At 66.6% G+C, this 26,350-nt stretch carries 26 protein-coding genes and 1 pseudogene; 14 read left to right on the forward strand and 13 right to left on the reverse strand.

Annotated elements, in window-relative coordinates:
* Positions 1–8: 8 nt before the first annotated feature.
* From QE373_RS12065 to grxD, 3 genes are all read right to left on the reverse strand, one after another.
* A complete protein-coding gene (locus QE373_RS12065) occupies positions 9–3,206 on the reverse strand; it encodes a TonB-dependent receptor (protein WP_309689768.1) in 3,198 nt (1,065 codons plus the stop codon).
* A 260-nt stretch (positions 3,207–3,466) separates the two neighbouring features.
* Complete coding sequence (locus QE373_RS12070; protein WP_309686845.1) at positions 3,467–4,216, reverse strand: SDR family NAD(P)-dependent oxidoreductase; 750 nt, start codon at positions 4,214–4,216, stop codon at positions 3,467–3,469.
* Entirely contained in the window at positions 4,213–4,533 is a 321-nt protein-coding gene (gene grxD / locus QE373_RS12075; protein ID WP_042614176.1) for a Grx4 family monothiol glutaredoxin, read from the reverse strand. Before grxD ends, QE373_RS12070 begins: the two co-directional genes overlap by 4 nt.
* A 126-nt stretch (positions 4,534–4,659) precedes the next feature.
* Here grxD and QE373_RS12080 point away from each other — a divergent pair, with 126 nt between their 5' ends.
* Positions 4,660–5,235 carry a Fe-Mn family superoxide dismutase gene (locus tag QE373_RS12080; protein ID WP_057508692.1) on the forward strand — a complete coding sequence of 192 codons (576 nt, stop codon included), beginning with the start codon at positions 4,660–4,662 and terminating at the stop codon, positions 5,233–5,235.
* Between the two features lie 93 nt (positions 5,236–5,328).
* On the opposite strand, the gene QE373_RS12085 is transcribed toward QE373_RS12080, so the two are convergent.
* Together QE373_RS12085 and purE are read right to left on the reverse strand one after the other, a co-directional pair.
* A complete protein-coding gene (locus QE373_RS12085) occupies positions 5,329–6,477 on the reverse strand; it encodes a 5-(carboxyamino)imidazole ribonucleotide synthase (protein WP_309686852.1) in 1,149 nt (382 codons plus the stop codon).
* Positions 6,474–6,977 carry a 5-(carboxyamino)imidazole ribonucleotide mutase gene (gene purE, locus QE373_RS12090; RefSeq protein WP_057508690.1) on the reverse strand — a complete coding sequence of 168 codons (504 nt, stop codon included), beginning with the start codon at positions 6,975–6,977 and terminating at the stop codon, positions 6,474–6,476. Before purE ends, QE373_RS12085 begins: the two co-directional genes overlap by 4 nt.
* Positions 6,978–7,035: 58 nt before the next feature.
* On the opposite strand from purE, the gene QE373_RS12095 reads away from it, so the two are divergent.
* From QE373_RS12095 to QE373_RS12110, 4 genes and pseudogenes are all read left to right on the forward strand, one after another.
* Positions 7,036–7,305 (forward strand): Trm112 family protein, encoded by a 270-nt coding sequence (locus QE373_RS12095; protein ID WP_042614172.1) that lies wholly within the window; start codon positions 7,036–7,038, stop codon positions 7,303–7,305.
* Positions 7,302–8,168, forward strand: coding sequence for a carboxylating nicotinate-nucleotide diphosphorylase (gene nadC / locus QE373_RS12100; protein ID WP_309686855.1), 867 nt, complete (start codon positions 7,302–7,304; stop codon positions 8,166–8,168). Before QE373_RS12095 ends, nadC begins: the two co-directional genes overlap by 4 nt.
* Positions 8,169–8,320: 152 nt before the next feature.
* Positions 8,321–9,205, forward strand: a pseudogene (locus QE373_RS12105) (DUF2272 domain-containing protein); the annotation flags it as partial.
* Between the two features lie 662 nt (positions 9,206–9,867).
* Entirely contained in the window at positions 9,868–10,218 is a 351-nt protein-coding gene (locus tag QE373_RS12110) for a DUF3301 domain-containing protein (protein WP_123699405.1), read from the forward strand.
* Positions 10,219–10,251: 33 nt separating this feature from the next.
* Here QE373_RS12110 and QE373_RS12115 read toward each other — a convergent pair whose 3' ends face one another.
* The 8 genes from QE373_RS12115 to QE373_RS12150 all read right to left on the reverse strand — a co-directional run bounded on the left by QE373_RS12115 (position 10,252) and on the right by QE373_RS12150 (position 17,930).
* Positions 10,252–11,691: a PhoPQ-activated protein PqaA family protein gene (locus QE373_RS12115; RefSeq protein ID WP_309686860.1), complete on the reverse strand. Its 1,440-nt coding sequence runs from the start codon at positions 11,689–11,691 to the stop codon at positions 10,252–10,254.
* A 130-nt stretch (positions 11,692–11,821) separates the two neighbouring features.
* Positions 11,822–12,298, reverse strand: coding sequence for a ClpXP protease specificity-enhancing factor (locus tag QE373_RS12120; protein ID WP_309686861.1), 477 nt, complete (start codon positions 12,296–12,298; stop codon positions 11,822–11,824).
* A gap of 79 nt (positions 12,299–12,377) precedes the next feature.
* Positions 12,378–13,013 (reverse strand): glutathione S-transferase N-terminal domain-containing protein, encoded by a 636-nt coding sequence (locus QE373_RS12125; protein WP_123699408.1) that lies wholly within the window; start codon positions 13,011–13,013, stop codon positions 12,378–12,380.
* 163 nt (positions 13,014–13,176) lie between these two features.
* On the reverse strand, positions 13,177–13,926 hold the full coding sequence (locus QE373_RS12130) for a cytochrome c1 (protein WP_309686865.1): 750 nt from the start codon (positions 13,924–13,926) through the stop codon (positions 13,177–13,179).
* Positions 13,919–15,178: a cytochrome bc complex cytochrome b subunit gene (locus QE373_RS12135; RefSeq protein ID WP_309686868.1), complete on the reverse strand. Its 1,260-nt coding sequence runs from the start codon at positions 15,176–15,178 to the stop codon at positions 13,919–13,921. The genes QE373_RS12130 and QE373_RS12135 overlap by 8 nt, the downstream gene beginning before the upstream one ends.
* The gene (gene petA / locus QE373_RS12140; RefSeq protein ID WP_123699411.1) at positions 15,178–15,798 is read right to left on the reverse strand and encodes a ubiquinol-cytochrome c reductase iron-sulfur subunit; all 621 of its coding nucleotides are present in this window, start codon (positions 15,796–15,798) and stop codon (positions 15,178–15,180) included. The genes QE373_RS12135 and petA overlap by 1 nt, the downstream gene beginning before the upstream one ends.
* Before the next feature lie 150 nt (positions 15,799–15,948).
* The gene (locus QE373_RS12145; RefSeq protein WP_309686871.1) at positions 15,949–16,908 is read right to left on the reverse strand and encodes a lytic transglycosylase domain-containing protein; all 960 of its coding nucleotides are present in this window, start codon (positions 16,906–16,908) and stop codon (positions 15,949–15,951) included.
* Between the two features lie 47 nt (positions 16,909–16,955).
* A complete protein-coding gene (locus QE373_RS12150; protein WP_309686874.1) occupies positions 16,956–17,930 on the reverse strand; it encodes a WYL domain-containing protein in 975 nt (324 codons plus the stop codon).
* Positions 17,931–18,006: 76 nt separating this feature from the next.
* Here QE373_RS12150 and QE373_RS12155 point away from each other — a divergent pair, with 76 nt between their 5' ends.
* The 9 genes from QE373_RS12155 (at position 18,007) to QE373_RS12195 (ending at position 26,287) form a co-directional block, all read left to right on the forward strand.
* A complete protein-coding gene (locus tag QE373_RS12155; RefSeq protein ID WP_309686879.1) occupies positions 18,007–18,627 on the forward strand; it encodes a glutathione S-transferase family protein in 621 nt (206 codons plus the stop codon).
* A 343-nt stretch (positions 18,628–18,970) separates the two neighbouring features.
* Complete coding sequence (gene miaB / locus QE373_RS12160; RefSeq protein WP_309686882.1) at positions 18,971–20,392, forward strand: tRNA (N6-isopentenyl adenosine(37)-C2)-methylthiotransferase MiaB; 1,422 nt, start codon at positions 18,971–18,973, stop codon at positions 20,390–20,392.
* Positions 20,393–20,620: 228 nt separating this feature from the next.
* A complete protein-coding gene (locus QE373_RS12165) occupies positions 20,621–21,607 on the forward strand; it encodes a PhoH family protein (RefSeq protein ID WP_309686885.1) in 987 nt (328 codons plus the stop codon).
* The gene (ybeY, locus tag QE373_RS12170; RefSeq protein WP_309686890.1) at positions 21,604–22,089 is read left to right on the forward strand and encodes an rRNA maturation RNase YbeY; all 486 of its coding nucleotides are present in this window, start codon (positions 21,604–21,606) and stop codon (positions 22,087–22,089) included. Before QE373_RS12165 ends, ybeY begins: the two co-directional genes overlap by 4 nt.
* Before the next feature lie 79 nt (positions 22,090–22,168).
* On the forward strand, positions 22,169–22,363 hold the full coding sequence (locus QE373_RS12175) for a hypothetical protein (protein ID WP_057507773.1): 195 nt from the start codon (positions 22,169–22,171) through the stop codon (positions 22,361–22,363).
* Positions 22,364–22,452: 89 nt separating this feature from the next.
* Positions 22,453–23,007, forward strand: coding sequence for a hypothetical protein (locus QE373_RS12180; protein ID WP_309686896.1), 555 nt, complete (start codon positions 22,453–22,455; stop codon positions 23,005–23,007).
* Positions 23,008–23,117: 110 nt separating this feature from the next.
* Positions 23,118–23,999: a transporter associated domain-containing protein gene (locus QE373_RS12185; protein ID WP_057507771.1), complete on the forward strand. Its 882-nt coding sequence runs from the start codon at positions 23,118–23,120 to the stop codon at positions 23,997–23,999.
* Between the two features lie 44 nt (positions 24,000–24,043).
* Complete coding sequence (locus QE373_RS12190; RefSeq protein WP_309689771.1) at positions 24,044–25,255, forward strand: DUF4105 domain-containing protein; 1,212 nt, start codon at positions 24,044–24,046, stop codon at positions 25,253–25,255.
* 6 nt (positions 25,256–25,261) lie between these two features.
* Positions 25,262–26,287: a magnesium and cobalt transport protein CorA gene (locus tag QE373_RS12195; protein WP_309686900.1), complete on the forward strand. Its 1,026-nt coding sequence runs from the start codon at positions 25,262–25,264 to the stop codon at positions 26,285–26,287.
* The last annotated feature ends 63 nt before the right edge of the window (positions 26,288–26,350 follow it).

A 26,350-nucleotide genomic window follows, 5' to 3' on the forward strand; every position in this document is an offset into this window, starting at 1 on the left:
GCTACCGATTAGAACTGGTAACGGAAGCCCAGCTGCAGCGACCACTGCGACACACCTGCGTCGAAACCGTCGGCATCCTGGTTGGCCACGCTCGGCTTGTCAGCGCCGGTGAAGTTGTACACGTACTTGTCGTTGTAGATGCCCTGCAGGGTGGCAACACGGCTGTTGGCGAAGAAGCCGTAGTCGTAGATGTTGCCCCAATCCTTGTTCAGCAGGTTACCCACGTTCTGGATGTCCAGCCAGATCTCCGACTTGTGACCCTTCATGAAGCCCGGCAGCTGCTGGCTGATACGGATATCGAAGGTGTTGATCCAGCCGCTGGTGAACTTGTTGGCCGGAGCCGAACCGCCAGCGTACTTGGCCAGGTCCGGGTTGGCGGCAAGCCAGTCGAAGAAGCTCTTCTCCATGGCCGCATCCGGGCTGAAGGTGCCGTTGGCGTTGAGCGCACCGAACAGCACGTCGCCACGGTTGGGCACGTAGAACAGGTCGTTGCCGTTGCGGCCGTCGCCATTGGCGTCGTTCGCATAGATGTAGCTGAACGGACGACCGCTGCGGCCTTCGTACACCAGACCGACCTTGGTCTCGTAGTCGCCGAAGAACTTGTGCTTCCAGTTCAGGCTGCCCGACAGGCGGTCACGGATCTGGTAACGCGAGGTGTTCAGCAGTTCTTCGTTGGCGTTGGTGGCGTACTGGTAGCCCCAGCCCGAGCTCGCGGTGGAGCTGGTCAGGCTGCCGACTTCTTCAGCGTCGGTGTAGGTGTAGGCCAGGCTGTAGGACCAGTCGCTGTCCGGTGCCCACGGCTTGCTCAGCGACACGGTGAACTGCGACGTACGGCCCTGGTCGGTGTTGTCGATCAGGTACACGTTGTCGAAGCCAGCGGCGGTCTGGTAACGGGCGCTGCCGGTGTTCCACGGCAGGCCGACGCGGGCCGGGTTGTAGTACAGCGTGCGGCCATCCGGGCCGACCAGGTTGCCGCTGCCCAGGTTGAGGTGCTGGTAGTACAGGCCATCCTTGACCTTGGTGACCAGCAGTTCAGCCGAAGCGACCAGGCCATTCCACGGCAGCTCGTGATCCAGGGCCAGGTTGGCCTTGTAGATCGACGGCAGCTTGAAGTCCTTGCCCACGAAGTTGACGTTCTGGCGCGCCGAACCCGGGGTGGTCGGGACGGGCTGGTTGTCCTTGTCCGGGTTGAACGGCAGGGCCGGGTTGTAGCCGCCGGTCAGGTTGTAGGAGGTGTAGTTGAAGCCGGTGGTGGAGTAGCTGTTGCTGATCCACACCTGCGGCGAATCACCCTGGAACAGGCCCACGCCACCACGCAGCTGGGTCGGACGGTCGGTGTCGAAGGTGTAGTTGAAGCCCAGGCGCGGCTGGATCAGGAACTTGCTTTCGAAGACCTTGCTGTTGTCCAGGCCGAAGGTGTTCAGGGCGGCCTGGTTGAACTGCGGCGACGGGCTGGTGTCCGGACGATCGGCGCGCACGCCCATGGTCAGGGTCAGGTTGTTGTTGACGTACCAGGTGTCCTGCACGAACAGGGCCAGGTTGCTGTACTCGTAGTCAGCGGCGATCGAACCCGGCGCGGTTTCCTTGGCCAGGTTGTAGGTCTGCCAACGACCGGCGGCGAAGTTGTCCAGGCCGTAGAAGGTGTAGGTGCCCCACGAGTTGGCGCCGTAGTAGTTGTAGATGTCGTTGGTGTCGTACGACGCGCCGAACTTCAGGTCGTGGTCGCCCATCGTCAGGGTACCGGCAGCGTAGTAGTTCCACGCCTTGGTCTCCAGGATATTGTCCTGCGAGTTCACTTCCGTGCCCAGGTACAGCGAATCGCCTTCCGGGGTGGTCGCGTTGCGCGGGAAATAGATGCGGATGCTCGGCGCGCCGGTGGACACTTCACGGATCGCCGAGTACTCGCGGTACGACGCCTTCAACTCGGTCGAGAAGTTGTCGCTCCAGTCGCTGAACAGCTGGGCGACGTAGCTTTCGTTGGTCTTGACGTGCTGGTACCAGTACGAGCTCAGCGACGCGGTGGACGTCGAGTTCATGCCGTTGATGCGCAGCTTGTCCTGCTCCAGCTTGCTGTAGCGGAAGTTGGCGCGGTGGTTGTCGTTGATGTTCCAGTCGAGCTTGATTGCGTACTCTTCCAGCTCGGTATCGGCATTGCTTTCGATGCCGCCGGCATCGAAGCCGTACACATCCTGCGCGATCTGCTGCGCACGGGTGACGTCGGCCATGCTGTAGTTCGCACCCGCCTTGCCCAGCGCGGTGCCCGAAAGATCAGCGCCCGGCGCGGCCTGCTTGAACTTCTCGTAGTTGGCGAAGAAGAACAGCTTGTCCTTGACGATCGGACCACCGACGGTCACGCCGTAGGTTTCTTCCTTGGTGAAGCCCTTGAACGGCTGGCCTTCGGGGTTGTCACCGAACCAGTCGCCGTCGCGGTAGGTGCCGTACACCGAACCGTGGATTTCGTTGGTACCAGACTTGGTCACCGCGTTGACGGTGGCACCGGCAGCAGCAGCGATGCTGACGTCGTAGTTGGACAGGTTGATGTCCAGTGCTTCGATGGCTTCCATCGCAACCGGCTGGCGACGGGTCGGCATGTTGTTGCCTTCCAGGCCGAAGGTGTCGCTGGCCGACACGCCGTCGATGTTGATCGAGTTGAAGCGCGGGTTCTGGCCACCGGCCGAGATCGAGCCCGAGGCGCGGTCGATGAAGGTCACGCGCGGGTCAAGGCGCATCAGGTCCTGGATGTTGCCGCCGATCGACGGCGCCATCTCGATGGTTTCCTGGCTGAGGTTGGTGCTCGAGCCCATCTTGGTGGTGCTGAACACTTCCGAGCCACCGCCCACGGCGACGACCTGGACCGCGTCCAGGTTGGTGGCGGCGAGGTCGCCGGCCAGCGTCGCGTTGATGGTGCCGGTCTGGTTCACGCCCAGGTAGACGCCATCTTCGGTCTTGGTGCCCTCACCGGCCTTGGTGATGGAGATCGTGTACGGACCACCCACGCGCAGGCCGCGCGCGTTGTAACGACCCGCCGCATCGGTCGTGGCACGCGAAACAGTGCCGGACTCGGTGTGGGTGATGATGACTTCGGCGCCAGCGACAGGCGCACCGGCGGAAGAGACGACCTGGCCGCCGACACCGGCAGAGGTGCTCTGGGCAAAGGCGGGAGCGGCAGCAAGCACGGTCAAGAGGCCAAGGGTGAGCTTGGACATCCGGAGAGTGTGGTTCATCTAGGGTAGCCTCGATGGGAGTTGGCGATGGCGGATAAAAAAGCGCATCCAGGCAGCCTTGCGGGCGGCTGCTCGGATAGTTATCTGGGGTTCCCAACCGTGAACGGCAGCTGCCGCAACGGTTAACAATAGATTAACACGGTACGGTCCGAATGTGACGGTAGTGCGACAGAAGCGGCCTGATCGCAACCCAATCGTGACGGCTCCTTCACTCCCCGTGAAGATTCACCTCACAAATAATGCTATTCAGGCCTGACGGCCTTCACGCTTCCGCGCCACGTCAAGCCTTTCTGCGACAGCAGGTGCACTGCCTCGGCGGCCGCCAACCCCGGCCCGCCGGCCACGTCATCCTGGTCCAACGACCACGCCCGCGCGCGCAGCGCCGTCCGCATCGGGGCCGGTTGCAGCCCGGCAACGCGTACCGGTCCCTGCTTCAGTTCATCATGCAGGCTGGCCAGCAGCCCGCGCAGCCCATGCTGGGCCACGCCGTAACCGCCCCAGTACGCCGCCCCCACCCGTGCCGGGTCGTCCACGCAGAACACCACGGCGGCATCCTCGCGCTGCTTCAACAACGGCAGGCAGGCCTGCACCAGCAGCGCCGGCGCGGTCAGGGTGACATGCAGGGAGCGGGCGAACGCGGCCGGTTCGGCCAGCTCGAACGGGGTCAGACCCGGGAAATCGGCGGCGCAGACCAAAATGCCGTCCAGACGGCCCAATTCGGCCTGCACGCGGCTGGCCAGTTCGGCGAAATCATCCGGCGTGGCGCCTTCCAGGTCCAGCGGATACAGCAGCGGCTCCGGTCCGGCCTGTTGCACCTGGGCGTAGACGCGATCTAGCCGGCGCGGTTTGCGCCCGAGCAGGATCACCGTGGCCCCGGCTGCCGCGCAGGCCACCGCGGCAGCGCTGCCCAGCCCGCCACCGGCGCCGACCACCAGGATCACCCGGCCCTCGAGCGCGCCGGCTTCGGCGTCAGGCAACGCGGCCAGGTTCATGCAACCGAGGCTTCTTCGACGATGCGCTTGAGCTCGCCGGCTTCGAACAGCTCCATGACGATGTCGCAGCCCCCGATCAGCTCACCGTGCATGAACAGCTGCGGGAACGTCGGCAGGTTGGAAAACCGCGGCAGGTTGGCGCGGATCTCGGGTTCTTCCAGCACATTGATGGTGCGCAGGGATACCGCTCCGGCGGCCATCAGGGCCTGTACGGCGCGGCTGGAAAAGCCACACATCGGGTATTGGGGCGTACCCTTCATGAACAGCACGAGGGGGTAACGATCAACTTCGGCCTGGATCTGCTGCATCACTGCCACAACCACACTGCCTCCTGGATGGGCGAATCCGACCGCGACGGTCGGCTAGACTTCCCACAGTAGTCGCCATTGTAAGCCGATGGAACCAGCCACCGGCATCCTCCCCCTTTCCCTTATCGCCCGCCCATGGAACTCACCGACCTTCCCTACTCGCCCGGCGCCCTGCAACCCCATCTGTCCGAACGGTCAGTGGCGCTGCAGCATGGACAACACCAGCGCGCTTGCGTGGATCAGGTGAATGCGCGCATCAGCGGGACCGAATGGGAAGACGCGCCGCTGGAGCGGATCGTGCGCGAAAGCCAGGGCGCGCTGTTCGAAGCCGCCGCCCAGGCCTGGAACCTGCAGTTCCAATGGCAGTGCCTGCGGCCGCGCGGCGGTGGCGATCCGGTGGGCCGGCTGGCCGACCGGGTGAAGCGCTGCTTCGGTGATGCCGCCAGCCTGCGCAAGGCGTTCAATGACGCCGCGCTGGGCCTGTTCGGTGCCGGCTGGGCGTGGCTGGTGCTGCATCCCGATGGCAGCCTGGCGGTGGTGGTCACACGCAATGCGGCCACGCCGCTGACCAGCCACAGCGTGCCGCTGCTGGCCTGCAATCTGTGGGAACACGCGTATTACCTGGATTACCAGAACGACCGCGCGCGGTACCTGGACGCCTGGTGGAAGGCGGTCAACTGGGAATTCGCTGCGGAGCAGCTGCCGGGTTGAATGACGGCCAGCGGCCGTCACTACCGACGAAGGACGGCCAGCGGCCGTCACTACCGGCGGAGAACGGCCGCCCTGCCCGCCTTCAGTCTCGGATCACGCGCGCAGGGCCTGGATGGCCGGGGCTACCTGGGCCTGTCGACCCAGCGCTTCGCCTACCTGCTCCACGGCCGATGCGAGCGCGGAGGCGTCGTCGTCGCGCAGCGTGGCATGGCCGACCTTGCGGCCGTCACGCGGCTGCTTGCCGTAGTCGTGCCAGTGGCCACTGGACTGCGCCAGCACCGGCACCGGGTCGGGCATCGCGCCGATCCAGTTGAGCATGCAGGCATGCCCCAGCATGCGGGTATCGCCCAGCGGCAGGCCCAGCACCGCGCGCAGGTGGTTCTCGAACTGCGAGGTCTCGCTGCCTTCGATGGTCCAGTGGCCCGAGTTGTGCACGCGCGGCGCCATCTCGTTGGCCAGCAGTTCGCCATCGCGGCAGAACAGCTCCAGCGCGAACACCCCCACGTACTGCAGGTGCTCGGCCAGGGTGCGGGCATAGCCGATCGCCGCCTGCTGCTCGGCATCGGACAACCTGGCCGGCGCGACACTGGCCGACAGAACGCCATCGACGTGCCAGTTGCCGGTGACCGGATACGCCTGGAAGCTGCCATCGCGGCCGCGCACGGCGACCACGCTGACTTCGCGCTGGAAGGCGACGAAGCCTTCCAGGATCAGGCCGGTCTTGTCGACCTGCGCGCCAAGTGCGTCCCATGCCGCATCGATGTCGGCCTCGCTGCGCAGCCGGAACTGCCCCTTGCCGTCATAGCCCAGGCGGCGGGTCTTCAGGATGCATGGCAAGCCGAACGCAGCCACCTTTTCCGCCAGCTGCGCGCGGCTGGTGATGTCGGCGAACGGCGGCAGCGGGATGCCCAGCTGCTGGAACAACGTCTTCTCGTTCAGCCGATCCTGTGCCACGGCCAGTGCCGACGGCGGCGGATACACCGGCACCTGATCGGCCAGCCACTGCGCACTGTCGGCCGGCACGTTCTCGAAATCGAAGGTGACCACGTCCACCTTGGCGGCAAACGCAGCCAGGGCCAGGCGATCATCGAACGCGGCCACGGTCAGCGGTGCCAGCGGCCCGCCGCAGGCATCGGCAGCCGGATCGAACAGCTCGAAGCGCAGGCCCATCGGCGCACCGGCCAGGACCATCATGCGGGCCAGCTGGCCGCCGCCCAGGATGCCTACCGTCCTGGTGCTCATTGACGTGGATCGTCGTGGGCCATGACCTCTTCGGTCTGGCGTGCGCGGAAGGCATCCAGCGCCGTGCCGATGGCCGGCTGGTCACTGGCCAGCATCGCCGCAGCGAACAGCGCTGCGTTGGACGCGCCGGCATTGCCGATGGCGAACGTGGCGACCGGGATGCCGGCAGGCATCTGCACGATGGACAGCAGCGAATCCATGCCGTTGAGCGCCTTGGACTGCACCGGTACGCCCAGCACCGGCACGGCGGTCTTGGCGGCGATCATGCCCGGCAGGTGCGCGGCGCCGCCGGCGCCGGCAATGATCGCGCGCAGCCCGCGCGGACCGGCCTGTTCGGCGTAGTCGAACAACACGTCCGGGGTGCGGTGGGCGGAAACCACCTTCACTTCGAACGGAACACCCAGGGCTTCAAGCTTCTGGGCGGCGTGCTGCATGGTCTCCCAGTCGGAGCGGGAACCCATGACGATGCCGACGAGCGGCGCGGATTGGTTGGGGGTCATTGGCCGTCACCTGCCTTAAAGACGTATTCTAGCCGTCTTCCACGCAAGACGAAGAACCATGGATCGCAAGCTGCTTGACCTGCTGGTATCGCCCGACACCCGCCAGCCCCTGTCCCTGCTGGATGCCAAGGGCCTGGAAGCCCTCAACCGCGCCATCGGTGCCGGTACCGTCAACAAGGCCGACGGCAATCCGCTGGCCCAGCCGCTGCGGCAGGCGCTGGTTACCCGCGACCGCAAGCAGGTGTTCCGCCTGGACGACGGCATCCCGGTGCTGCTGGCTGAAGAAGCCATCGCCACCGCGCAGATCGCGGACTTCCCTTCCGCATGAGCACCGCCGCCGCGGGCGCGTTGATCGCGCCGGACCCGGCGCAGGTCGCCGCCGACGTGGCGCGTGCACTGGCTGAAGACATCGGCAGCGGTGATGTGACCGCTGCCCTGCTGCCCGACCATGCCGACAGCGCCTACCTGCTGTGCAAGCAGGACGCGGTGATCGCGGGACGCCCCTGGTTCGACGCCACCCATCGTGCGCTGGATCCGCAGGTGCGCATCGACTGGCAGGTCCGCGAAGGCCAGGCCGTCGTGGCCGGCACCGTGCTGGCCCTGCTGCACGGACGCAACCGCTCGCTGGTCAGCGCCGAACGCACCTCGTTGAACTTCCTGCAGACCCTGTCCGGCACGGCGACGATCACCGCGCGTCATGTCGCCGCGGTGGCCGGCACCGGCACCCGCATCCTGGACACGCGCAAGACCCTGCCCGGCCTTCGCCTGGCCCAGAAATACGCGGTGCGCTGTGGTGGCGGCGACAACCACCGCATCGGCCTGTACGACACGGTGATGCTGAAGGAAAACCACATCCGCGCCGCCGGCTCGCTGCCAGCCGCGGTGGCCGCCGCGCGCACGCTGTGGCCGCAGCTGCCGCTGGTGGTGGAAGTGGAAGACCTCGATCAGCTGCAGCAGGCGCTGCAGGCCGGCTGCGAGCGCATCCTGCTGGATGATTTCCCGGCCGCGCTGCGCCGTGAAGCGGTGCGCCTGACCGCCGGACGCATTCCGCTGGAAGTGTCCGGCAGCGTCGGCCTGGACGGCCTGCGCGCGATTGCCGAAGACGGCGTGGACTGCATTTCCATTGGCGGCCTGACCAAGCACGTGCAGGCCATCGACCTGTCACTGAAGCTCGGCCCGCCGCCAGGCTGAAAGGGGTCAGAGTCCGGGGTCAGAGTCAGGGGTCAGAGTCCCTGCTCTGACCCCTGACTCTGACCCCTGTCAGAAACGTGATCCGGCAGGTGCACCCGTTTTTCACGTACACACTGAGACGCTGCGCGCATCCCCCTTCTGCGGAGCACCGCATGCGCCGGTTGCTGCTTGCCTGCCTGTTGCCTTTCTCCGCGCTCGGCCTGTCCAGCGTCAGCTCCGACGCGGCGGCAGCCGAAGCCTGCGATGTGCCGCCGCCCTACGGCCTCAGTCCGTTGGCGTTGTCGATCCGCCAGACGGCGTGCAATGAGCATCGCCTGTGGTTCCGTCCGTTCATCGATCGCGAAGGGCGCGCCGCCAGCCTGGCGGTGACCGAAGCAGAGAACGAGCACCTTGCCGACAACGGCCTGATTGCCTGGCAACGCGTATCCGGCTATTGGCGCGACAGCGGCACGTTGAATGCGATGGGCGCCATCCCCGGCGCCAGCAGCTGCATCGCCCCGTTGGGATCGCGTTACACCGACAGCGACTGCCGCGCCTTCCTGATCGACAACCCCTGGTCGGCCGCCTTCATTTCCTGGGTGATGGTGCGCGCCGGGGTTCCCGGCTTCAACGCCTCCCCGCGCCACATCGATTACATCCGTGCCGCCTACAACGGCGCATCACCGTATCGTCTTGCCGATCCCGCAGCGGAAAAACCCGCGGTCGGCGACCTGCTGTGCTTCCTGCGTGACCGCCGCGAGACCCTGACCTACACCGGCCTGGTGCAGGCGCTGGGCAACGGTTCGGTGGGCCACTGGAAGTCGCACTGCGAGGTGGTGGTGTCGGCCAACATGGGCGGCGACCGGACGCTGTACCTGGTCGGCGGCAACGTGCTCAATACCGTGGCGATGCGCATGCTCATGCTTGATCGCAGTGGTCGCATCGAACTGCCGACCAAGCGCGACGCCGAGCCGGACGGGATCGCGGCGACGTGCACGCCGGGACGCGAAGAGGAGTGCAGTTTCAACCGGCAGGACTGGGCGGCGCTGTTGAAGCTCACGGCGGCGGCGCCGATGCAGGTTCCTTTGCCGGTGGCTGCACCTGCGGAGTGAGGGTCGAACGGGTGAGACCCCCTCGCGGGTGGCTGATAGAGCGGCGACTGGAGTGGGCCGGGCGATGGGGCTATGCGGGGGACGGCAGAAGCTGCGTCCATGCGGGCCTCGTTTCGCGCCATCCATGGCGCTCAACGCCCCCGCACAGCCCCCCACCCGGCCCCCTCACGGGTTCCGGTGGCCGCCATCCGCGCAATGAAAAATAAAAGAGCAACGGCCGGGGTCAGAGTCCTTTCGCTACGCGAAAGGACTCTGACCCCATCTCTCCCCCCCCCGATTCCTTCCCCGCATCCGCCGACCAAGGGTCGGCGCTACCGAAGGTTTCATGGCCACCATGGACCTGTCGACGGTGGGGCGGGGTGGGTTGGCGGGGGCGTTGAGCGCCATGGAGGGCGCGAAACGAGGCCCGCAGGAGCGGCCTTTGCCGTCCCCCGCCAACCCACCCCGCCCCGCCCACCCACAGCCCCCGGCTTTTGACGTTGCTTTTGACGTTGACGTTGACGTTCGCTTCAAAGCCCGCGCGCAGCGCGCAAACCACACCCCAGCGCTTGAACTACGCCCCCCCGTGCACCATCTTGTAGATTCCTCTTCCTGCCAGTGCGCCGTTCATGCCCACCCTGATCCTGCTGATGATCGTCGGCGCCTGTGGCTACGCCTTCTGGAATTCGTCGCGCGCCGCAGCCGAGCGTGCCGGCGTCCTCGGGCGCAACGCCTGCAAGGCCGCCGACGTGCAGTGGCTGGACCAGAGCGTGCATGCCATCGGCCTGAAAGTGGCGCGCGGCGACGACGGGCGCCTCTGCTTCGAGCGCACCTTCAAGTTCGAATACTCGTATGACGGGATCGATCGCCATGTGGGCAGGATGGTCCTGCGCGGCGATGAACTGGTGTCCTTCAGCGGCCCCGGCGCGGCGCGGATCAGTGCGATCCGGCCCGACGTGGATGAGGCCGAAGACCTCTGAGTACGCGCGACCGCAGGCGCCCTGCACTCGCCGTCAGCCCTGCTCCGGCACCAGTCTGCAGCCACCCACCTTCTCCGGTGGCGGATGCGCCGGGAATCGATCATGCGGGTACACATAGGCTGGTGTAGTGGCGACGAAGCCGTCGCCGTAGCGCAGTTCCACGAAGGACGTGCTCCAGCCACGTTGCACGGGCTGCAGGGGTACTGCCCAGTCCCGGCCCGCGGCGATCTCCAGCGGCTGCGCCTGGTAGCGGACGCCGCAGGCGTAGCGGAAGTCCCGATCATCCGGATTGTGTGCCGTCCACAGGACCATCTCCACCGGCACTTCGCTGCTGCGTACCCTCAGGCTGCCAGCACCGCCATCCGCGCGCCAGCCGGATTGCAGCTGGGGCAATGACAGGCCGCTGCGCCAACGCCGCAGGGCCGGCAGCAGGCTGGACTCCATAACGGTACGGATGCCCTGATGATCACTGTTGGGTGCCATCCGCAACGTGGTCTCGCCGCTCAACGCATGCAGGTAGAACTGCGTTGCGTCGGGAGTGAAGAAATCGTCCCCGCTTGCATTCACCAGATACTTGGGCAGCGCCAGGCGCTCGCGCAACGGGCCACCCAGATAGCTGTAGGGGTCGCTGCCCTGCATCAAAGCGCGGAACCCCGGACTACCGAGACGTGCGATGATGCCGTGCTGTGAATACGGTAGCAGCGCGATCGGCCACCGTTGCCCATAGCTGCGCTGGATATGCGGAGCCAGCGCCTCCCAATGCATGTCCATGACGAACGGAAGCAGGTGGCTGACGCGATCATCGACCAAGGGCAACAACCACGCCGCCCACGCGCGCTTGGAGGCCCCGGTCACCACGAACGACGGCCGCAGGGACGGGGGCAACTCCTGTCCGGCGAGGTCCATGGCACGTGTCGCTGCCTGCGCCATGGGCAGATGCAGGGGCCAGTGGGCCTTGTCCTGGGGGGCGTCGAGGAAGCCCCGCCAGCTGAGTGCGACCAGATCGTCCTCGACACGGTAGCGGTCGTCCCCCGGCAGGCGCAGCGGCTGGTCAGGCACGTCGGCAATGGACACCACCGCCATGCCGAGGCGTCGCGAGAGCTCCTCAAGCAGCCCGGCAGACAGGTCATCGGCAACCCGCATCGGGGCAGCGCCGTCTGCACCCCGTATGCCGTTGTTGATGACCAGCAGCGCAGGACCCGGCTGTGGATGATCCGGCGTCAGGATCTCAACACGATGCGACCAGCGTGATCCGCTGGCCAGCGGAGCAGGCCAGCGTTGGGAGTGAAGCAGAAAATGGCGACGTAGTCCGCCATCGAAGGGCGCTTCGCCTTGGGTCTCGTAGTCGAGGCGATGCGCTGACTGCTGTGCGTGGTAGTCCAGCCAGGCGCGGGCGGGATCCAAGGCCCGGGCGCCTGAAGGGCTGCCCAGCAGGGCGCAGCTGACCGCGATACAGCCGATGATCGTGCGCATCGTCAGCGCCTCCGCAAAGAGGCCAGCATGGAAGCACTCGCACGGCTTTGACGAGAGGCGGATGCGTTACGACTGGCAACGCCGCGCGTCGTCAGGGGCGAGAGGAAACAGCCCCCAACTGCCGGCCGGCTTACTTCACCACGCGCAGTTGCGGGCGGCCACTCGGGCGCGGCGGCGGGTTGCCATCCGGCGGCGTGTCATCCGGCGGCGTGCCGTCAGCGTCAGCCGACACGTCTTCCAGCGTCACCTCGTCGTCGTCGGCCGATTCCGCACCGCTGATGTCATCCGGCAGCGCCATGCCCTGCCCCGTTTCGCGTGCGTATACCGCCAGCACCGCACTGATCGGCACCTGCACGGCGAAGCTCACGCCGGAAAAGCGGGCGGAGAAGCTGACCAACTCGTTGTCGATCGCCAACCCCATCACCGCACGTTCGGCAATGTTCAACACCACGCGGCCATCCTTGATGCTGGACGGCGGCACCTGCACGCCAGCCACGCCGGCATCCACCAGGATGTGCGGGGTCAGCTGGTTGTCATTGATCCATTCCACCAAGGCGCGCAACAGGTACGGGCGGTGGCTGGTCATCCGGAAGAATTCGTCAGTCATGCGTGAAGTGTACGCGCCCGCCCCCCCTGCGTGGCAGGGGAGCGGGCGAAGTGTTGGGCAAACAGTCGGAAAGTGCAGGTCAACCCGGCAGGTCGCGCAGCTTCTTTTCCTGCTCGGTCAGGCTGCGGATGAAGCCGGGATGGCGGAAGATCCGGTTGCCGTAATCCTCGATCGCCTTGCCGTCCTTCGGCAGTGGCACATCCAGTGCCTGCAGGCGCCAGATGATCGGCGCGACCGCACAGTCGGCCAGGGTCATTTCAGGATTCAGGAAGAACTTGCTGGCCTTGAACAGCGGCACCGCGCTGGTCAGCAGTTCCTTCAAGCGCTTGCGGCCGGCTTCGGCCTGGGTCTTGTTGCCCAGCTGGATGGCCTGCACCTGCGGCACCCAGTCATGTTCGATGCGCAGCATCGCAAGGCGGATGCGCGCGCGCGACAGCGGATCGACCGGCATCAACGGCGGATGCGGGTAGCGCTCATCAAGGTATTCGCTGACCACCGACGCCGCATACAGCACCAGTTCGCGCTCCACCAGGGTGGGCACGGAATGGTAGGGATTGAGGTCGATCAGGTCTTCCGGCGGATTCTGCGGATCCACCGGCACAAAGTCATAGGTGACGCCCTTGGCCGCAAGGACCAGACGTACCCGATGACAGAGCACATCGTCGTTCGAGGAAAACAGCGTCAGGGTATTACGCATGCGTACGCTCGCCGCCATCAAAGGCTCTCCAACGACAGGAGTCCGCCTGCCGCATCGGCGCTGCCGGACCATTTCCGACAGTCGACTCTTTCCCGAGTGTGCAACCGACGCTCACAAAAGCCAATAGGCCAAGGGTATTGGGCCACGCATTGACGTAGACGCCACCGCCATGCCGCAGCCGTCAGTGGACATCCTTCCAGTAATCCTTCTTCAGCAGGTACAGCAGGAAGGTCAGGAAGGCCAGGAACAGCACCACCCAGACACCGAGCTGCTGGCGCTTGAGCGCGGCGGGTTCGCCGGCGTAGGCCAGGAAGTTGGTGATGTCACGCACCGCCTGGTCGTACTGGCCCGGATCGACATTGCCCGGCGCGCGCAGCTCCAGCGCCAGCACCGGCGGATCCAGCCCCGGCGCTTCCGGCTTGCCATGCACGGCGTGCTGCAGGCCCTGCATCTGCCACAGCGGATTGGGCATGGAGGCGTTGGGGAACACGGTGTTGTTCCAGCCCAACGGGCGGCTGCTGTCCAGGTAGAACGACTTGAGGTAGGTGTAGACCCAGTCCGGTCCGCGCACCCGCGAGATCAGGCTGAGGTCCGGCGGCATCTTGCCGAACCATTTCTCTGCTTCGGCCTTGGGCATCGATACCGGCACCGGATCGCCGATGGCGGACCCGGTGAAGTTGAGGTTGTTCATCACCTCTTCTTCGGTCAGGCCGAGGTCGGCGGCCATGCGCGAGTAGCGCAGGTATTTCAGCGCATGGCAGCTGGAGCAGTAGTTCATGTACAGCTGCGCACCGCGCTGCAGCGATGCGCGGTCACCAAGGTCGTTGCCGGCCTGCAGCATCTTCGCCGTGCCTTCGGCGGCAACGGCCATGCCGCTTGCAATCAGCATCGTGGCCACCAGGGCCATCCGTACCATCCAGCGCTCAGTCATGCGTGGTCACCCTTTCCGGTACCGGCTTGGTCTTGTCCAGTCGCGTCCATATCGGCATGGTGAGGAAGAAGGCGAAATACAGGAAGGTCAGCACCCGGCCCACCCAGGTTTCCCACACCGCCGTGCCCGGGCCGGAACCGATCACCCCCAGCCAGACGAAGCACACCACCAGCACGCCCAGCATCACCTTGGAGATCCACCCGCGGTAGCGCACCGACTTGACCCTGCACTTGTCCAGCCACGGCACCAGGAACAGGATGGCGATCGCCGAGAACATCACGATCACCCCGCCCAGCTTGTTCGGGATCACCCGCAGCATCGCGTAGTACGGCGTGTAGTACCACACCGGCTTGATGTGTTCCGGGGTCACCAGGCGGTTGGCTTCGGTGAAGTTGTCATGTTCCAGGAACTGCCCGCCGAAGGCCGGTGCGAAGAAGATGATGAAGGCGGCGATGACCAGCAGGAAGCCCGCCCCGACCGCATCCTTCATCGTGTAGTACGGGTGGAACGGGATGCCATCGGCGGGCGCGGTCGCCGACCAGCGGTTGCCCTTCGGCCCCTTCTTGATCTCCACGCCGTCGGGATTGTTCGATCCCACCTCGTGCAGGGCGCCCAGGTGCAGCACCACCAGCAGCAGCAGGACCAGCGGCAGCGCGATCACGTGCAGGGCGAAGAAGCGGTTGAGCGTGGCGTCACTGGGCAGGTAGTCGCCCATGATCCATTCGGTCAGCCCGTTGCCGATCACCGGGATCGCACCGAACAGGGAAATGATCACCTTCGCGCCCCAGAACGACATCTGGCCCCACGGCAGCACGTAACCCATGAAGGCTTCGGCCATCAGCACCAGGTAGATCAGCATGCCGAGGATCCACACCAGTTCGCGTGGCTTCTGGTAACTGCCGTACAGCAGCCCGCGGAACATGTGCAGGTAGACCACGATGAAGAACAGCGAGGCCCCGGTGGAGTGCATGTAGCGGATCAGCCAGCCCCACTCCACGTCGCGCATGATGTATTCGACCGAGGCGAAGGCTTCGACCGCGCTGGTCTTGTAGTGCATCGTGAGGAAGATGCCGGTGACGATCTGGTTGACCAGGATCAGCATCGCCAGCGAACCGAAGTAGTACCAGATGTTGAAGTTCTTCGGCGCGTAGTACTCGCTGACATGCTTGCGGTACACCGGCATCAGCCCCGGCGCGCGCGCGTTCACCCACTCGGCGACACCGCTGGCGGTGCGGGCAAGGATGTTGGCCATCAGGCAGCTCCCTCCGGATCCACGCCGATGATCAGGGTATTGTCATCCTGGTAGTGATGCGGCGGCACCAGCAGGTTGGTCGGGGCCGGGACGTCGTTGAAGACCCGCCCGGACATGTCGAAACGCGACTTGTGGCAGGGGCAGAAATACCCGCCCTTCCACTGCGCGTCATACGGCTCGGGTCGGATTTCGGCGACCATTTCCGGCGAACAGCCCAGGTGCGTGCACAACCCGACCAGCACCGATACCGCCGGCTTGATCGAGCGCAGCTCCGGGTTTTCCTTCAGCACGTAGGCCGGCTGCTGGTCCTGGACGCTGGATTCGGGATCCTTCAGCCGCCCGTCCAGGCCCGGCAGCGCGTCCAGTACCGCCTTGGAACGCTTGACGATCCAGATCGGCTGGCCGCGCCATTCCAGGATCAGCCGTTGGCCTTCCTGCAGGGCACTGATGTCAGCGGTGATCGGTGCGCCGGCCAATTTGGCACGCGCACTGGGATTCCAGGACTTGATGAAAGGAACCGCGACGAAACCGACGCCGACCGCACCGACCACCGCCGTGGTGGCAGAAAGAAAACGGCGACGTCCATGATTCACTGGATCGTATACCCCATCGTTGGCCATCCGGCACTCCGATATTGATTAGGTAGCTTTAAGGCTGCCGGCAACCTGGTGGGGGCCAGGCCGCTTTGAATCTGAAACGAGTGTAGCGAAACGTTTGTCGCGGTCAATGTGCCAGTGCAGCAGCGCGACGCCGCCGGACCGGCCGTGCGGCTACTGGTTGCTGGCCAGCGCACCCCGGTAGCGTTCGGCAAGCTGCCCGACCCGCTGCACGTAGTAGCGCGTTTCACTGTACGGCGGAACACCGCCATGGCGGTCCACCGCGCCTTCACCGGCGTTGTAGCCGGCGGCGGCAAGCGTCAGGTCACCATTGAAGCGCTTCAACAGCCATGACAGATACTGCACCCCGCCGCGGATGTTCTGCGCGGCATCGTACGAGTCGGTGACGCCGAAGCGTGCCGCGGTCGGCGGCATCAGCTGCATCAGTCCCTGTGCGCCGGCACGGCTGAGCGCGGTCGGGTTGTAGGCCGATTCGGCGTGGATGATGGCGCGCACGATGGCTTCTTCGACGCCGTACTGGCGCGCCGCGGCGGCGATCTCGGCCTGGAAGGCGGTGGTGTTCAGGCGCACCGAGCCGAAGTTGACGCCCGGGTTGGTGCCGCAGGCGAAGCAGCGTTCGATGAAGCTGTAGCGGATGGTGCGCACCTGCTCCAGGCTGGCGACCTGCCGCGAGGGACGTGCGCTGGTGTAATGGCGCACCCCGTCCTGCATGTAGGAATAGACCTGGCCACTGACCACTCGGCCGGCCTTGTTCTGCGGCTTCGGCGCTGCCGCGGGGGTCAAGGCAGGGGCAACGGCTGGTGAGCCGATCACCGCGGCCGTGGTGCTGGCGACCGCCGTGGCCGCGCCCATCATGCCGACCGGGACCGCACTGGCGGCGGGGGCTTCGCGCGGGGCCGCGACGGCAACCGGCGCGGCAGCGGCGACCGCCGGCCGAGCGCTGCGGCTGTCGCGCGTGTAGCTGATGACGCTGCATTGCGCCCCGGCGACCCGCTTGCTGACATAGCTGGGCACGCCGTCGGCGCCAACGCACTTGTACAGCGTGCCGGCACTGGCCGGCACGGCAACCAGTGCAGCAACGATGAGCGCCGCGATCCCCAAGATCCCCTTCATGGGCGCGAGTGTCCCAGCTTGTGCAGCCCTTGCCAAGCACGTTGCCCTCAAACCGGGCGTGAAGATCCCGCATCGGCGATCACCGCGGCCAGGCCACCCAGGCAGGCGACCATCTCGGCGCGCAGCGCCGGGGGCGTGGTGGCGACGTGGAGCGGACGGATTCCCAGGCTCAGGATCTGGCTGGCCAGCATCGCCGGGGTGTCCGCGCCCACGTGCAGGATGCAGTGCGCCGGCCCGCCTTCCTGCAGCACCCCGCACCACGGCGGCACCTGCGGGGCCAGCTGTTCAAGCGTTCCGGCGAGGTGGACCTCGGCCTTCATCACGAAGGGCGCCTGGCTCACCGCCTGGTGCACCGCTACTTCCGGCGGCACCGACAGCACGCGACGCATGCCCTGCCCGGGCAGCGACTGCAGCGCACTGATGCGGTCCACGCGCAGGGTGCGCCAGTCGCCACGACCGTGATCCCAGGCCAGCAGGTACCAGCAGCGGCCGTAGTTCACCAGGTGCTGGGCATCGACCCGGCGGTGGGTCGCTTCGCCGCCGTGGCTCAGGTAATCGAACGCCAGCGGCGCGGCCTGCCGACAGGCCACGGCCAGCTTGCCCAGGAGTTGGCCGTCGACACTGGGCTTCTGCGACAGGGTGGCGGTGGCGGCGTGGATCTCGCCGGCCTGCTGGCGGCGTCGGCTGGGCACCAGCGGATCCAGCTTGGTCAGCACCGAACGTGCGGTGTCCTCCATCCCGGCCATGCTCGACGCCGCTGCACGCAGCGCCAGGGCGATGGCGGTGGCCTCTTCTTCTTCCAGCAGCAACGGCAGCAGCGGACCGCCGGCGCCCATCCGGTAGCCGCCGCCTACGCCAGACGAGGCGCGCACGGGATAGCCCAGTTCCCGCAGCCGCTGGATGTCACGGCGGATGCTGCGCCGGTCCACCTGCATGCGCTCGGCAAGTTCGCCACCGGACCAGTGCTGCCGGGCCTGCAGCAGGGCGATCAGGCGCAACAGGCGATTGGCGGTATGCGACATGGGCGCGGGCTATCGAGGTCAGTAGTTGTCCGCGATACTGCGCCACCATGGCCGCTCATTCCACTGGAGCGCGACCATGACCACCCGCCACGTCACCCTTTATCACGCCTCCCCGTCGCGTTCGAGCGGGGTGCTGGTCCTGCTCGAAGCCCTCGGCGCGGACTACGCGCTGGAACTGCTCAGCCTGAAGGACGGCGACAACCTGGCGCCGGCCTACCTGGCACTCAATCCGATGGGCAAGGTGCCGGCGATCGTGCATGACGGGGTGCTGGTCACCGAGCAGGTGGCGGTCTACCAGTACCTGGCCGAGCTCTATCCGGAGGCCGGACTGGCCCCGCCCGTCGGCGACCGGTTGCGTGGCCCGTTCCTGCGCTGGCTGGCGTTCTATGGCGCCTGTTTCGAGCCGGCGATGATCGACAAGGCGATGAAGCGCGAGCCGGCGCCGCGCGGCATGTCGCCGTACGTGGACGCGGACACCGTGCTGCGGGTGGTCGAAGAGCAGCTGCAGCAGGGGGATTACCTGCTGGGCGAACGGCTGTCGGCGGCGGATTTCCTGTGGGGCAGCGCGTTGGGCTGGATGAGCGGTTTCGGCCTGCTGCAGCCGGGTCCGGCGACGGTAGCGTATATCGCCCGGATGGCCGCGCATCCGGCTGTCCTGCGCGGGAAAGCGCTGGACGCGGGGCTGGCAGCGGGTTGACGCGCCCGCGCCCGCGGACCGCTGCGCTCCGACCCGGTAGCGCCGAGCCGTGCTCGGCGGAATCCTGGCGACCCCGACCGCTGCGCTCGCCGACCATGGGTCGGCGCTACCGCCCTGCCTCGGTAGCGCCGAGCCGTGCTCGGCGTAATCCCGCCGACCGCGGCCCGCTGCGCTCGCCGCCCCTGGGTCGGCGCTACCGCCCTGCCTTGGTAGCGCCGAGCCGTGCTCGGCGGAATCACGCCGCCCACGGCCCGCTGCGCTCGCCGACCATGGGGCGGCGCTACCGGGGCCGTGCCTCCGGTAAACTAGGGGGCCATCACGCCACCCGCCTGGATTGATCGCCATGACCGGGACGCCAGACGTCTTCCTGCCCGCCAGCCCGGGCGACACCGCCCTGCTGCCCCTGCCCGCCGGTCCGCGCAAGCCCGACACGGTGCGCGGCAAGCTGTACATCAAGACCCACGGTTGCCAGATGAACGAGTACGACTCGGCCAAGATGGCCGACGTGCTTGCCGCCAGCGACGGGCTGGAGCTGACCGACCGGCCCGAAGAGGCCGACGTGATCCTGGTCAACACCTGCTCCATCCGCGAAAAAGCCCAGGAGAAGGTCTTCAGCCAGCTCGGCAACTGGAAGGCCTTCAAGAACAACGGCCGTGACGTGATCATCGGCGTGGGCGGCTGCGTGGCCTCGCAGGAAGGCGAAGCGATCATCAAGCGCGCGCCCTACGTGGACCTGGTGTTCGGTCCGCAGACCCTGCACCGCCTGCCGGAACTGATCAGCGCACGGCGCGAGCAGAACCGCCCGCAGGTCGACATCAGCTTCCCGGAGATCGAGAAGTTCGACAACCTGCCTGCCCCGCGCGCCGAAGGCGCGTCGGCGTTCGTGTCGATCATGGAAGGCTGCTCCAAGTACTGCTCGTTCTGCGTGGTGCCCTACACCCGCGGCACCGAAGTCAGCCGCCCGTTCGAAGACGTGGTGGTGGAAGTGGCCGAACTGGCCGCACAGGGCGTGCGCGAGATCAACCTGCTCGGGCAGAACGTCAACGCCTACCGTGGCCCGTATGGCGAAGGCGAGTTCGCCGACCTGGGACTGCTGATCCGCACCATCGCGGAGATAGACGGCGTCGGGCGCATCCGCTTCACCACCTCGCATCCGCTGGAGTTCAGCGATTCGCTGGTGGACGCCTTCCGCGACGTACCGCAACTGGCCAACTTCCTGCACCTGCCGGTGCAGGCGGGCAGCGACCGCGTGCTGTCGGCGATGAAGCGCGGCTACACCGCACTGGAATTCAAGTCGAAGATCCGCAAGCTGCGCGCAGTGCGCCCGGATATTTCGATCAGTTCGGACTTCATCGTCGGCTTCCCCGGCGAGACCGATGCCGATTTCGAGAAGACCATGAAGCTGATCGAAGACATCGGCTTCGACCAGAGCTTCTCCTTCATCTATTCGCGTCGTCCCGGCACCCCGGCGGCGGACCTGGAGGACACGATCAGCGATGCGGAAAAACACGCCCGGCTGTCGCGCCTGCAGGCGCGCATCAACCAGCACGCCAGCGGAATCTCCGAGCGCATGGTCGGCACGGTGCAGTCGGTGCTGGTGGAAGGTCCCTCGCGCAAGGACCCCAACGAACTGAGCGGCAAGACCGAGAACATGCGCACGGTCAACTTCGCCGCACCGCCGCGGCTGGTCGGGCAGTTCGTCGATGTACTGATCACCGAGGCGTACGCCAACTCGCTGCGCGGACGGGTGGTGGAGCGCGCCTGAGCGGTGACGGCAGGCGGGCGCTGGCGATGAATTGACCAGCGTACCGCAGCCCTTGCGCGCAGGGGCCTGGTGCGGCTTATCCACACCTTCTTCCCACGCCCGCCCACAGTGCCTGTGGAAAGTGCGGCGCACGCGCGATGCGGTGGCAGTCCCGGCATGACAGCGCTACCCTGTTGTCCCATTCCAAGCCCTGCGGCACGGTCGTTCCGGTCGGTGCCGCCTGACGCAATGACCGCACCTGCCTATCGCGATTTCACCCTGGCCCCGGAAGACACCGAGCGGCTTGCCAACCTGAGCGGCCCCTTCGATGGCCACCTGCGCCAGATCGAACTGAAACTGGGCGTGGAGATCGCCAACCGCGCCCATGTGTTCCGCATCAGCGGACCGGCCGAAGCCGCCGCCGAAGCCCAGAAACTGGTCGAGGCACTGTACGAAGAGGCCGCCGAAGTCACCTTCGACAGCCAGGCCATCCACCTGCGGCTGAACCAGGCCAACGTGGAGCACATCGCCGAACGCGCCTACGAGGCGCAGGACGTGGCGATCAAGGTCAAGCGCGGCACGGTGCGCGGACGTGGCGCCAACCAGGCCCGCTACCTGCACCAGATCGCCGCGCATGACATCAATTTCGGCATCGGCCCGGCCGGCACCGGCAAGACCTTCCTGGCCGTGGCCAGCGCGGTGGAAGCACTGAACGAATCGCGCGTGCAGCGCCTGATCCTGGTGCGCCCGGCCGTGGAAGCCGGCGAAAAGCTCGGCTTCCTGCCTGGCGACCTGACCCAGAAGGTCGACCCGTACCTGCGCCCGCTGTATGACGCGCTGTATGAAATGCTCGGCGTGGAAAAAGTGGTCAAGCTGCTGGAAAAGAACGTGATCGAGATCGCGCCGCTGGCCTATATGCGCGGGCGCACGCTCAACGACGCGTTCGTGATCCTGGACGAGGCACAGAACACCACCATCGAACAGATGAAGATGTTCCTGACCCGGCTGGGCTATGGCTCCACCGCCGTGGTCACGGGCGACCTGACCCAGACCGACCTGCCCAAGCATGTGAAATCCGGCCTGCGCGATGCCATCGACGTGCTGCGCGATGTCGAAGGGGTGAGCTTCACCTTCCTGGAAGCGCGCGATGTCGTGCGCCATCCGCTGGTGGCCCGCATCGTCACCGCCTACGACCGTCGCGACCTGCACGAAATCCAGCCTGGAGCCACCCCATGACCAAGGGTCCCGTCCGCCTTGACGTCGCCGTCAGCTACGCCCTGCCCCGCGCCGGACTGCCTTCGGCGGTGAGTTTCCGCAAATGGGTGGCAGCGGCGCTGAAAGGCCGCATCCGCGAGGCGGATCTTGCCATCCGCCTGGTCGATGCCAAGGAAGGTCAATCCCTCAACCGCCACTACCGCGGCAAGGATTACGCCACCAATGTGCTCAGCTTCCCGGCCGAACTGCCCGAAGGCCTGCCGAAGGGCGTGAAGTTCCCGCTGCTGGGTGACCTGGTGATCTGCGCGCCGGTGGTGGCGCGCGAAGCCGACGAACAGGCCAAGGCACTCACCGCCCACTACGCGCACCTCACCGTGCACGGGGTGCTGCACCTGCTTGGCTGGGACCACGAGGACGACAAGGAAGCCGACGCGATGGAACAGCTGGAGCGCGAGATTCTCGCCGAACTGGGCATCTCCGATCCCTACGCCGGCGAGCGCTGAATCCGTCGTTCGCGGCGCTTCCTGAAGGGATGGCGTTCGTGCTTCAATCCCGCCTCGACTCCATGCCAGGAAGGCTGTGATGCTGGAACAACGTCCCACCGCCGTCGCCCCGCTGCTGCTCATCCTCGGCGCGGCCTGCGCGCTGGGGGGAGGCTGGCTGCCGCTGTCGCCGAACAGCGGCATGGCACTGACGGCACTGGGTACCGTCGGGGTGGTACTGGCAGCCGGGCCGGCGTGGCGCTGGTGGGCCCGCACCCTGCAGAGCCTGGGCTGAGCCAACCGCGCTCCGCCTTCGCCACGATTGGGCGTCACCGGCGTGGGCCGTTATCATCGGGCCTGTCCTGCGCCCGCCTGTTGATTGCCATGAAACTGCCCGCCTGCACCGCCCTGCTGACCCTGTTGCCTGCCTTGCCGGCCGCCGCCACCGGGGTGGACATTCCTGCGCTGGTCGAGTGCCGCCAGGGGATCGCCGAGCATGCTGCACTCAGCGCCGCCGCGGCCGATCCGCTGAAGGCAGTGGCCCTGGGCCTGCAGCCGCTGGCGCAGCAGAACCCGTTCATGACCGAGTTCCGCCTGGCCAACCCCACCACCGTGTTCGGCCACCCCACCGACCACATCGCGCTGGCCGGCGCCAGCATCATGGCGGTGCTGGACCTGGCCGATCCCCGGCCGCTGGCCGCCGGACTGAAGCTGGAGACCGCCTACGACGCCGACGGCAAGTTCATGGCCGGGCGTGAGGTGGTCAGCCGCGACACCACCGACCCGAAGACCGGTGAGCCGATGATCGAGTCGATCATCCTGAGCGTGTCCACCGTCCGCAGCCATCCCGGCCAGACCTTGGCCGGCTGCTCCTACAGCCTTGACCTGCCGGCGGAAGAGGAAGGCACGCCCGCCCCAGCCGCCGCCAGCGAGGGCTGAACACGCCGCTTGGTCCCAGCCCGCAGCGCCGGGGGCTGACGCGTTGCACGCCCCGCCATCCTGCTAGACTGCGTCCATCGCCCGGCCTGCCGGGTGCCTTTTTTCCCGAGATGTCTGAAGACGACAGTACAAGCTCCGCACAGGAGCACAGTGAGAAGAAACGCAGCTGGCTTGAACGCCTCGGTGCTGCGTTTTCCGGTGAACCGCATACGCGCGACCAGCTGGTTGCGGTGCTGCACACAGCACACGAAGACGGCCTGATCGCGGCCGACACCCTGCGCATGATGGAAGGTGCCATTTCGGTCGCCGACCTGACCGTGGGCGATGTCATGATCTCGCGTTCGCAGATGGTGTCGCTGCCGGTGGAGGCGCCGTTCCTGGAGCTGATGCGGCAGGTGGTCGAGTCCGGCCATTCGCGCTTCCCGGTGCACGGCGACAACAAGGACGACATCCTCGGCGTGCTGCTGGCCAAGGACCTGCTGCGCGGCGTGGTCGCCGACAACGGGCCGGGCAACATCCGCGAGCTGCTGCGGCCAGCGGTACTGATCCCCGAAGCCAAGCGCCTGAACGTGCTGCTGAAGGAATTCCGCCTGTCGCGCAACCACATGGCGATCGTGGTCGACGAGTACGGCGGCGTCGCCGGCCTGGTGACCATCGAAGACGTGCTGGAACAGATCGTCGGCGAGATCGACGACGAGCACGACGAAGCCGAGGATCCGGCCGCCGGCATCGCCATCCAGGCCGACGGCCAGTACGTGGTGGATGCGCTGACCGCCATCGGCGATTTCAACGAACGCTTCGGCGCCACCTTCCCCGATGATGACTATGACACCATCGGCGGACTGGTCACCGAAGCCATCGGCCACCTGCCGGAAATCGGCGACGAGCTGGCGCTGGACCGCTTCATGTTCCGCGTTGCCCGTGCCGACGCCCGCCGCGTGCAGGCCTTCCATGTGACCGTGCTGCCGGCGGACGAGCAGGAAAACGCTTGAACCTGCGCACGGCAACGCGGCTGAGCTGCGCGCTGGCGGTGCTGATGCTGGCCTGCCTGCTGGGACTGCCCCTGCAGGCGCTGGCGCAGCAGCCGCCCACAGGCCCGGTCGCCGCCGCAGTGACCGAGGCCCCGGTACCGCGCGTCGGCGTGGTCACCATGCAGCCGGGCACCATCTTCTTCGAACGCTTCGGCCACGATGCGATCGTGGTGGTGGACCCGCTCACCGGCGCCGCCACCTCGTACAACTTCGGCTATTTCGACCCGGGCGAGCCTGATTTCGTCAGCCGCTTCGTGCGCGGCGAGATGATGTATTACCTGGTCGCGCTGCCGCTGGAACAGGACCTGGGCTACTACGACGAAGCCGGCCGCGGTGCCAGCGTGCAGTGGCTCGACCTGGACCCAGCGCAGGCGCGTGCACTGGCCGCCGACCTGGCCGAACGTGCCAAGCCGGAGAACGCGCGCTACCGCTACGACTACTACACCGCCAACTGCGCCACGATGGTGCGCGACACCCTGGACAAGGCACTGGGCGGCGGCCTGCATGCGCAGCTGTCCGGCCGTTCGCGCGGCAATACGTTCCGCAGCGAATCGGTGCGGCTGGCGTCACCGGCGCCATGGATGTGGCTCGGTTTCGACCTCGGCCTGGGCCCGTTCGCCGACCAGCCGCTGTCCCGCTGGCAGGAAGCATTCGTACCGATGCGGCTGGCCGACGCGCTGCGCCAGGTGCGCAACAGCGAAGGACGTCCGCTGGTGCAGTCCGAACAACAGCTGCTGGCCCATCGCATCGACCCCGAACCGGCCGAACACGCACGTGCGTGGTGGCCCTGGCTGGTGCTGGGCCTGGGGCTGGGCGCCGGCGTGATCGCGCTGCGCCGGCGGCCGCGCCTGCTGGCCGCGCTGGCCCTGCCGTTCTGGACCTTCAGCACGATCGCCGGCGGCCTGCTGGTGTTCCTGTGGGGCTTCAGCGACCATCACGCCGCGTGGGCCAACCGCAACCTGCTGCAGCTCTCGCCGCTGTGCCTGCTGCTGCTGCCGGGGGCGATCGGCCTGCTGCGCCGTCGTGCGCCCGGCCGTCTGTTCCGGATCACCCTGTGGAGCGTAGCGCTGCTGTCCCTGGCCGGCCTGGTGCTGCACTGGCTCAGCCTGCAGGCGCAGTACAACATCCAGTGGATCGTGCTGCTGCTGCCCGTGCATGCCGCGCTGGCCTGGGTACTGGGCCGGCGCCTGCCGCGATTGGCGCTTCACGTACGCTGACGCAGAATGCGTGGCATGACCCTGCCCGATACCACCGCCCCCGCTGCGCATAACCCTGCGTGCGTGATCAACTGCGTCCACTACGATGACGATGGCAAGCGCCATGACATCAGCCTGGATGCCATCAGCGACGTGATCGCCAGCGGCAACGGCTTCGTCTGGGTCGGCCTGTACGATCCGGCCGATTCGGTGCTGCTGAAACTGCAGGAAGAATTCTGCCTGCATGACCTGGCCATCGAAGACGCGCGCAACGCGCACCAGCGGCCGAAGGTGGAAACCTACGGCAACTCGATGTTCGTAGTGGTCACCACCGCGCAGATGGTCGACGAGCGCATCCAGTACGGCGAAACGCACGCCTTCGTCGGGCCGCGTTTCCTGGTCACCGTGCGGCACGGCGCGTCGCTCTCCTACGCGCCGGTGCGTGCACGCGTGGAGCGTGAGCCGCACCTGTTGAAGATGGGTCCTTCGTACTGCCTGTACGCGGTGCTGGACTTCGTCGTGGACAACTACCTGCCGATCACCAACCGCTTCCGTGACACGCTGGAGCTGCTGGAAAAGGACATCTTCGCCGAGAACTACAAGCGCAGCACCGTGGTGCGGCTGTATGAACTCAAGCGCGAGCTCAACAAGATGCGCATGGCCGTGGCGCCGCTGCAGGACGTGCTGTCGGCGCTCAGGCGCTATCCGTCCGAGTCCGGACTGGTGCCTGATGAGGTCAAGCTGTACATCCGCGACGTGCACGACCATGCCGTCCGGATCAGCGATGTCATCGATACGCTGCGCGAGATGCTGGGCACCGCGCTCAGCGTCAACCTGTCGCTGGTCACGCTGGCCCAAGGCGAGACGGTCAAGCGACTGGGCGCCTGGGCCGCGCTGCTGGCGGCGCCGACGCTGATCACCAGCTGGTATGGAATGAACTTCACCCACATGCCCGAACTGGACCAGCCGTGGGCCTATCCGGCGATGATCATCGGCGTGGGCGCGATCTGCGTCGGGTTGTACCGGCTGTTCAAGCGCGTGCGCTGGCTGTAACCCGGCAGCGCCGGGCTCGGCGCGACGCTGCCGCCGACGCCGAGCATCGCCCGGCGCCATGGG

The sequence above is a fragment of the Stenotrophomonas sp. SORGH_AS_0321 genome, from assembly GCF_031453215.1.
GTDB lineage: Bacteria > Pseudomonadota > Gammaproteobacteria > Xanthomonadales > Xanthomonadaceae > Stenotrophomonas > Stenotrophomonas chelatiphaga.

What these genes read in the sequence shown, in the direction of transcription:
- QE373_RS12145 (WP_309686871.1), bottom strand. Translation starts at nt 16,908, where the DNA reads ATGAAGGGGATCTTGGGGATCGCGGCGCTCATCGTTGCTGCACTGGTT.
- miaB (WP_309686882.1), top strand. Translation starts at nt 18,971, where the DNA reads ATGACCGGGACGCCAGACGTCTTCCTGCCCGCCAGCCCGGGCGACACC.
- QE373_RS12070 (WP_309686845.1), bottom strand. Translation starts at nt 4,216, where the DNA reads ATGAACCTGGCCGCGTTGCCTGACGCCGAAGCCGGCGCGCTCGAGGGC.
- QE373_RS12165 (WP_309686885.1), top strand. Translation starts at nt 20,621, where the DNA reads ATGACCGCACCTGCCTATCGCGATTTCACCCTGGCCCCGGAAGACACC.
- QE373_RS12190 (WP_309689771.1), top strand. Translation starts at nt 24,044, where the DNA reads ATGCTGGCCTGCCTGCTGGGACTGCCCCTGCAGGCGCTGGCGCAGCAG.
- QE373_RS12125 (WP_123699408.1), bottom strand. Translation starts at nt 13,013, where the DNA reads ATGGCGGCGAGCGTACGCATGCGTAATACCCTGACGCTGTTTTCCTCG.
- purE (WP_057508690.1), bottom strand. Translation starts at nt 6,977, where the DNA reads ATGACCCCCAACCAATCCGCGCCGCTCGTCGGCATCGTCATGGGTTCC.
- QE373_RS12135 (WP_309686868.1), bottom strand. Translation starts at nt 15,178, where the DNA reads ATGGCCAACATCCTTGCCCGCACCGCCAGCGGTGTCGCCGAGTGGGTG.
- QE373_RS12130 (WP_309686865.1), bottom strand. Translation starts at nt 13,926, where the DNA reads ATGACTGAGCGCTGGATGGTACGGATGGCCCTGGTGGCCACGATGCTG.
- QE373_RS12095 (WP_042614172.1), top strand. Translation starts at nt 7,036, where the DNA reads ATGGATCGCAAGCTGCTTGACCTGCTGGTATCGCCCGACACCCGCCAG.
- QE373_RS12085 (WP_309686852.1), bottom strand. Translation starts at nt 6,477, where the DNA reads ATGAGCACCAGGACGGTAGGCATCCTGGGCGGCGGCCAGCTGGCCCGC.
- QE373_RS12155 (WP_309686879.1), top strand. Translation starts at nt 18,007, where the DNA reads ATGACCACCCGCCACGTCACCCTTTATCACGCCTCCCCGTCGCGTTCG.
- QE373_RS12185 (WP_057507771.1), top strand. Translation starts at nt 23,118, where the DNA reads ATGTCTGAAGACGACAGTACAAGCTCCGCACAGGAGCACAGTGAGAAG.
- QE373_RS12080 (WP_057508692.1), top strand. Translation starts at nt 4,660, where the DNA reads ATGGAACTCACCGACCTTCCCTACTCGCCCGGCGCCCTGCAACCCCAT.
- QE373_RS12180 (WP_309686896.1), top strand. Translation starts at nt 22,453, where the DNA reads ATGAAACTGCCCGCCTGCACCGCCCTGCTGACCCTGTTGCCTGCCTTG.
- nadC (WP_309686855.1), top strand. Translation starts at nt 7,302, where the DNA reads ATGAGCACCGCCGCCGCGGGCGCGTTGATCGCGCCGGACCCGGCGCAG.
- QE373_RS12175 (WP_057507773.1), top strand. Translation starts at nt 22,169, where the DNA reads ATGCTGGAACAACGTCCCACCGCCGTCGCCCCGCTGCTGCTCATCCTC.
- QE373_RS12115 (WP_309686860.1), bottom strand. Translation starts at nt 11,691, where the DNA reads ATGCGCACGATCATCGGCTGTATCGCGGTCAGCTGCGCCCTGCTGGGC.
- QE373_RS12110 (WP_123699405.1), top strand. Translation starts at nt 9,868, where the DNA reads ATGCCCACCCTGATCCTGCTGATGATCGTCGGCGCCTGTGGCTACGCC.
- QE373_RS12195 (WP_309686900.1), top strand. Translation starts at nt 25,262, where the DNA reads ATGCGTGGCATGACCCTGCCCGATACCACCGCCCCCGCTGCGCATAAC.
- QE373_RS12150 (WP_309686874.1), bottom strand. Translation starts at nt 17,930, where the DNA reads ATGTCGCATACCGCCAATCGCCTGTTGCGCCTGATCGCCCTGCTGCAG.
- ybeY (WP_309686890.1), top strand. Translation starts at nt 21,604, where the DNA reads ATGACCAAGGGTCCCGTCCGCCTTGACGTCGCCGTCAGCTACGCCCTG.
- QE373_RS12065 (WP_309689768.1), bottom strand. Translation starts at nt 3,206, where the DNA reads ATGTCCAAGCTCACCCTTGGCCTCTTGACCGTGCTTGCTGCCGCTCCC.
- petA (WP_123699411.1), bottom strand. Translation starts at nt 15,798, where the DNA reads ATGGCCAACGATGGGGTATACGATCCAGTGAATCATGGACGTCGCCGT.
- QE373_RS12120 (WP_309686861.1), bottom strand. Translation starts at nt 12,298, where the DNA reads ATGACTGACGAATTCTTCCGGATGACCAGCCACCGCCCGTACCTGTTG.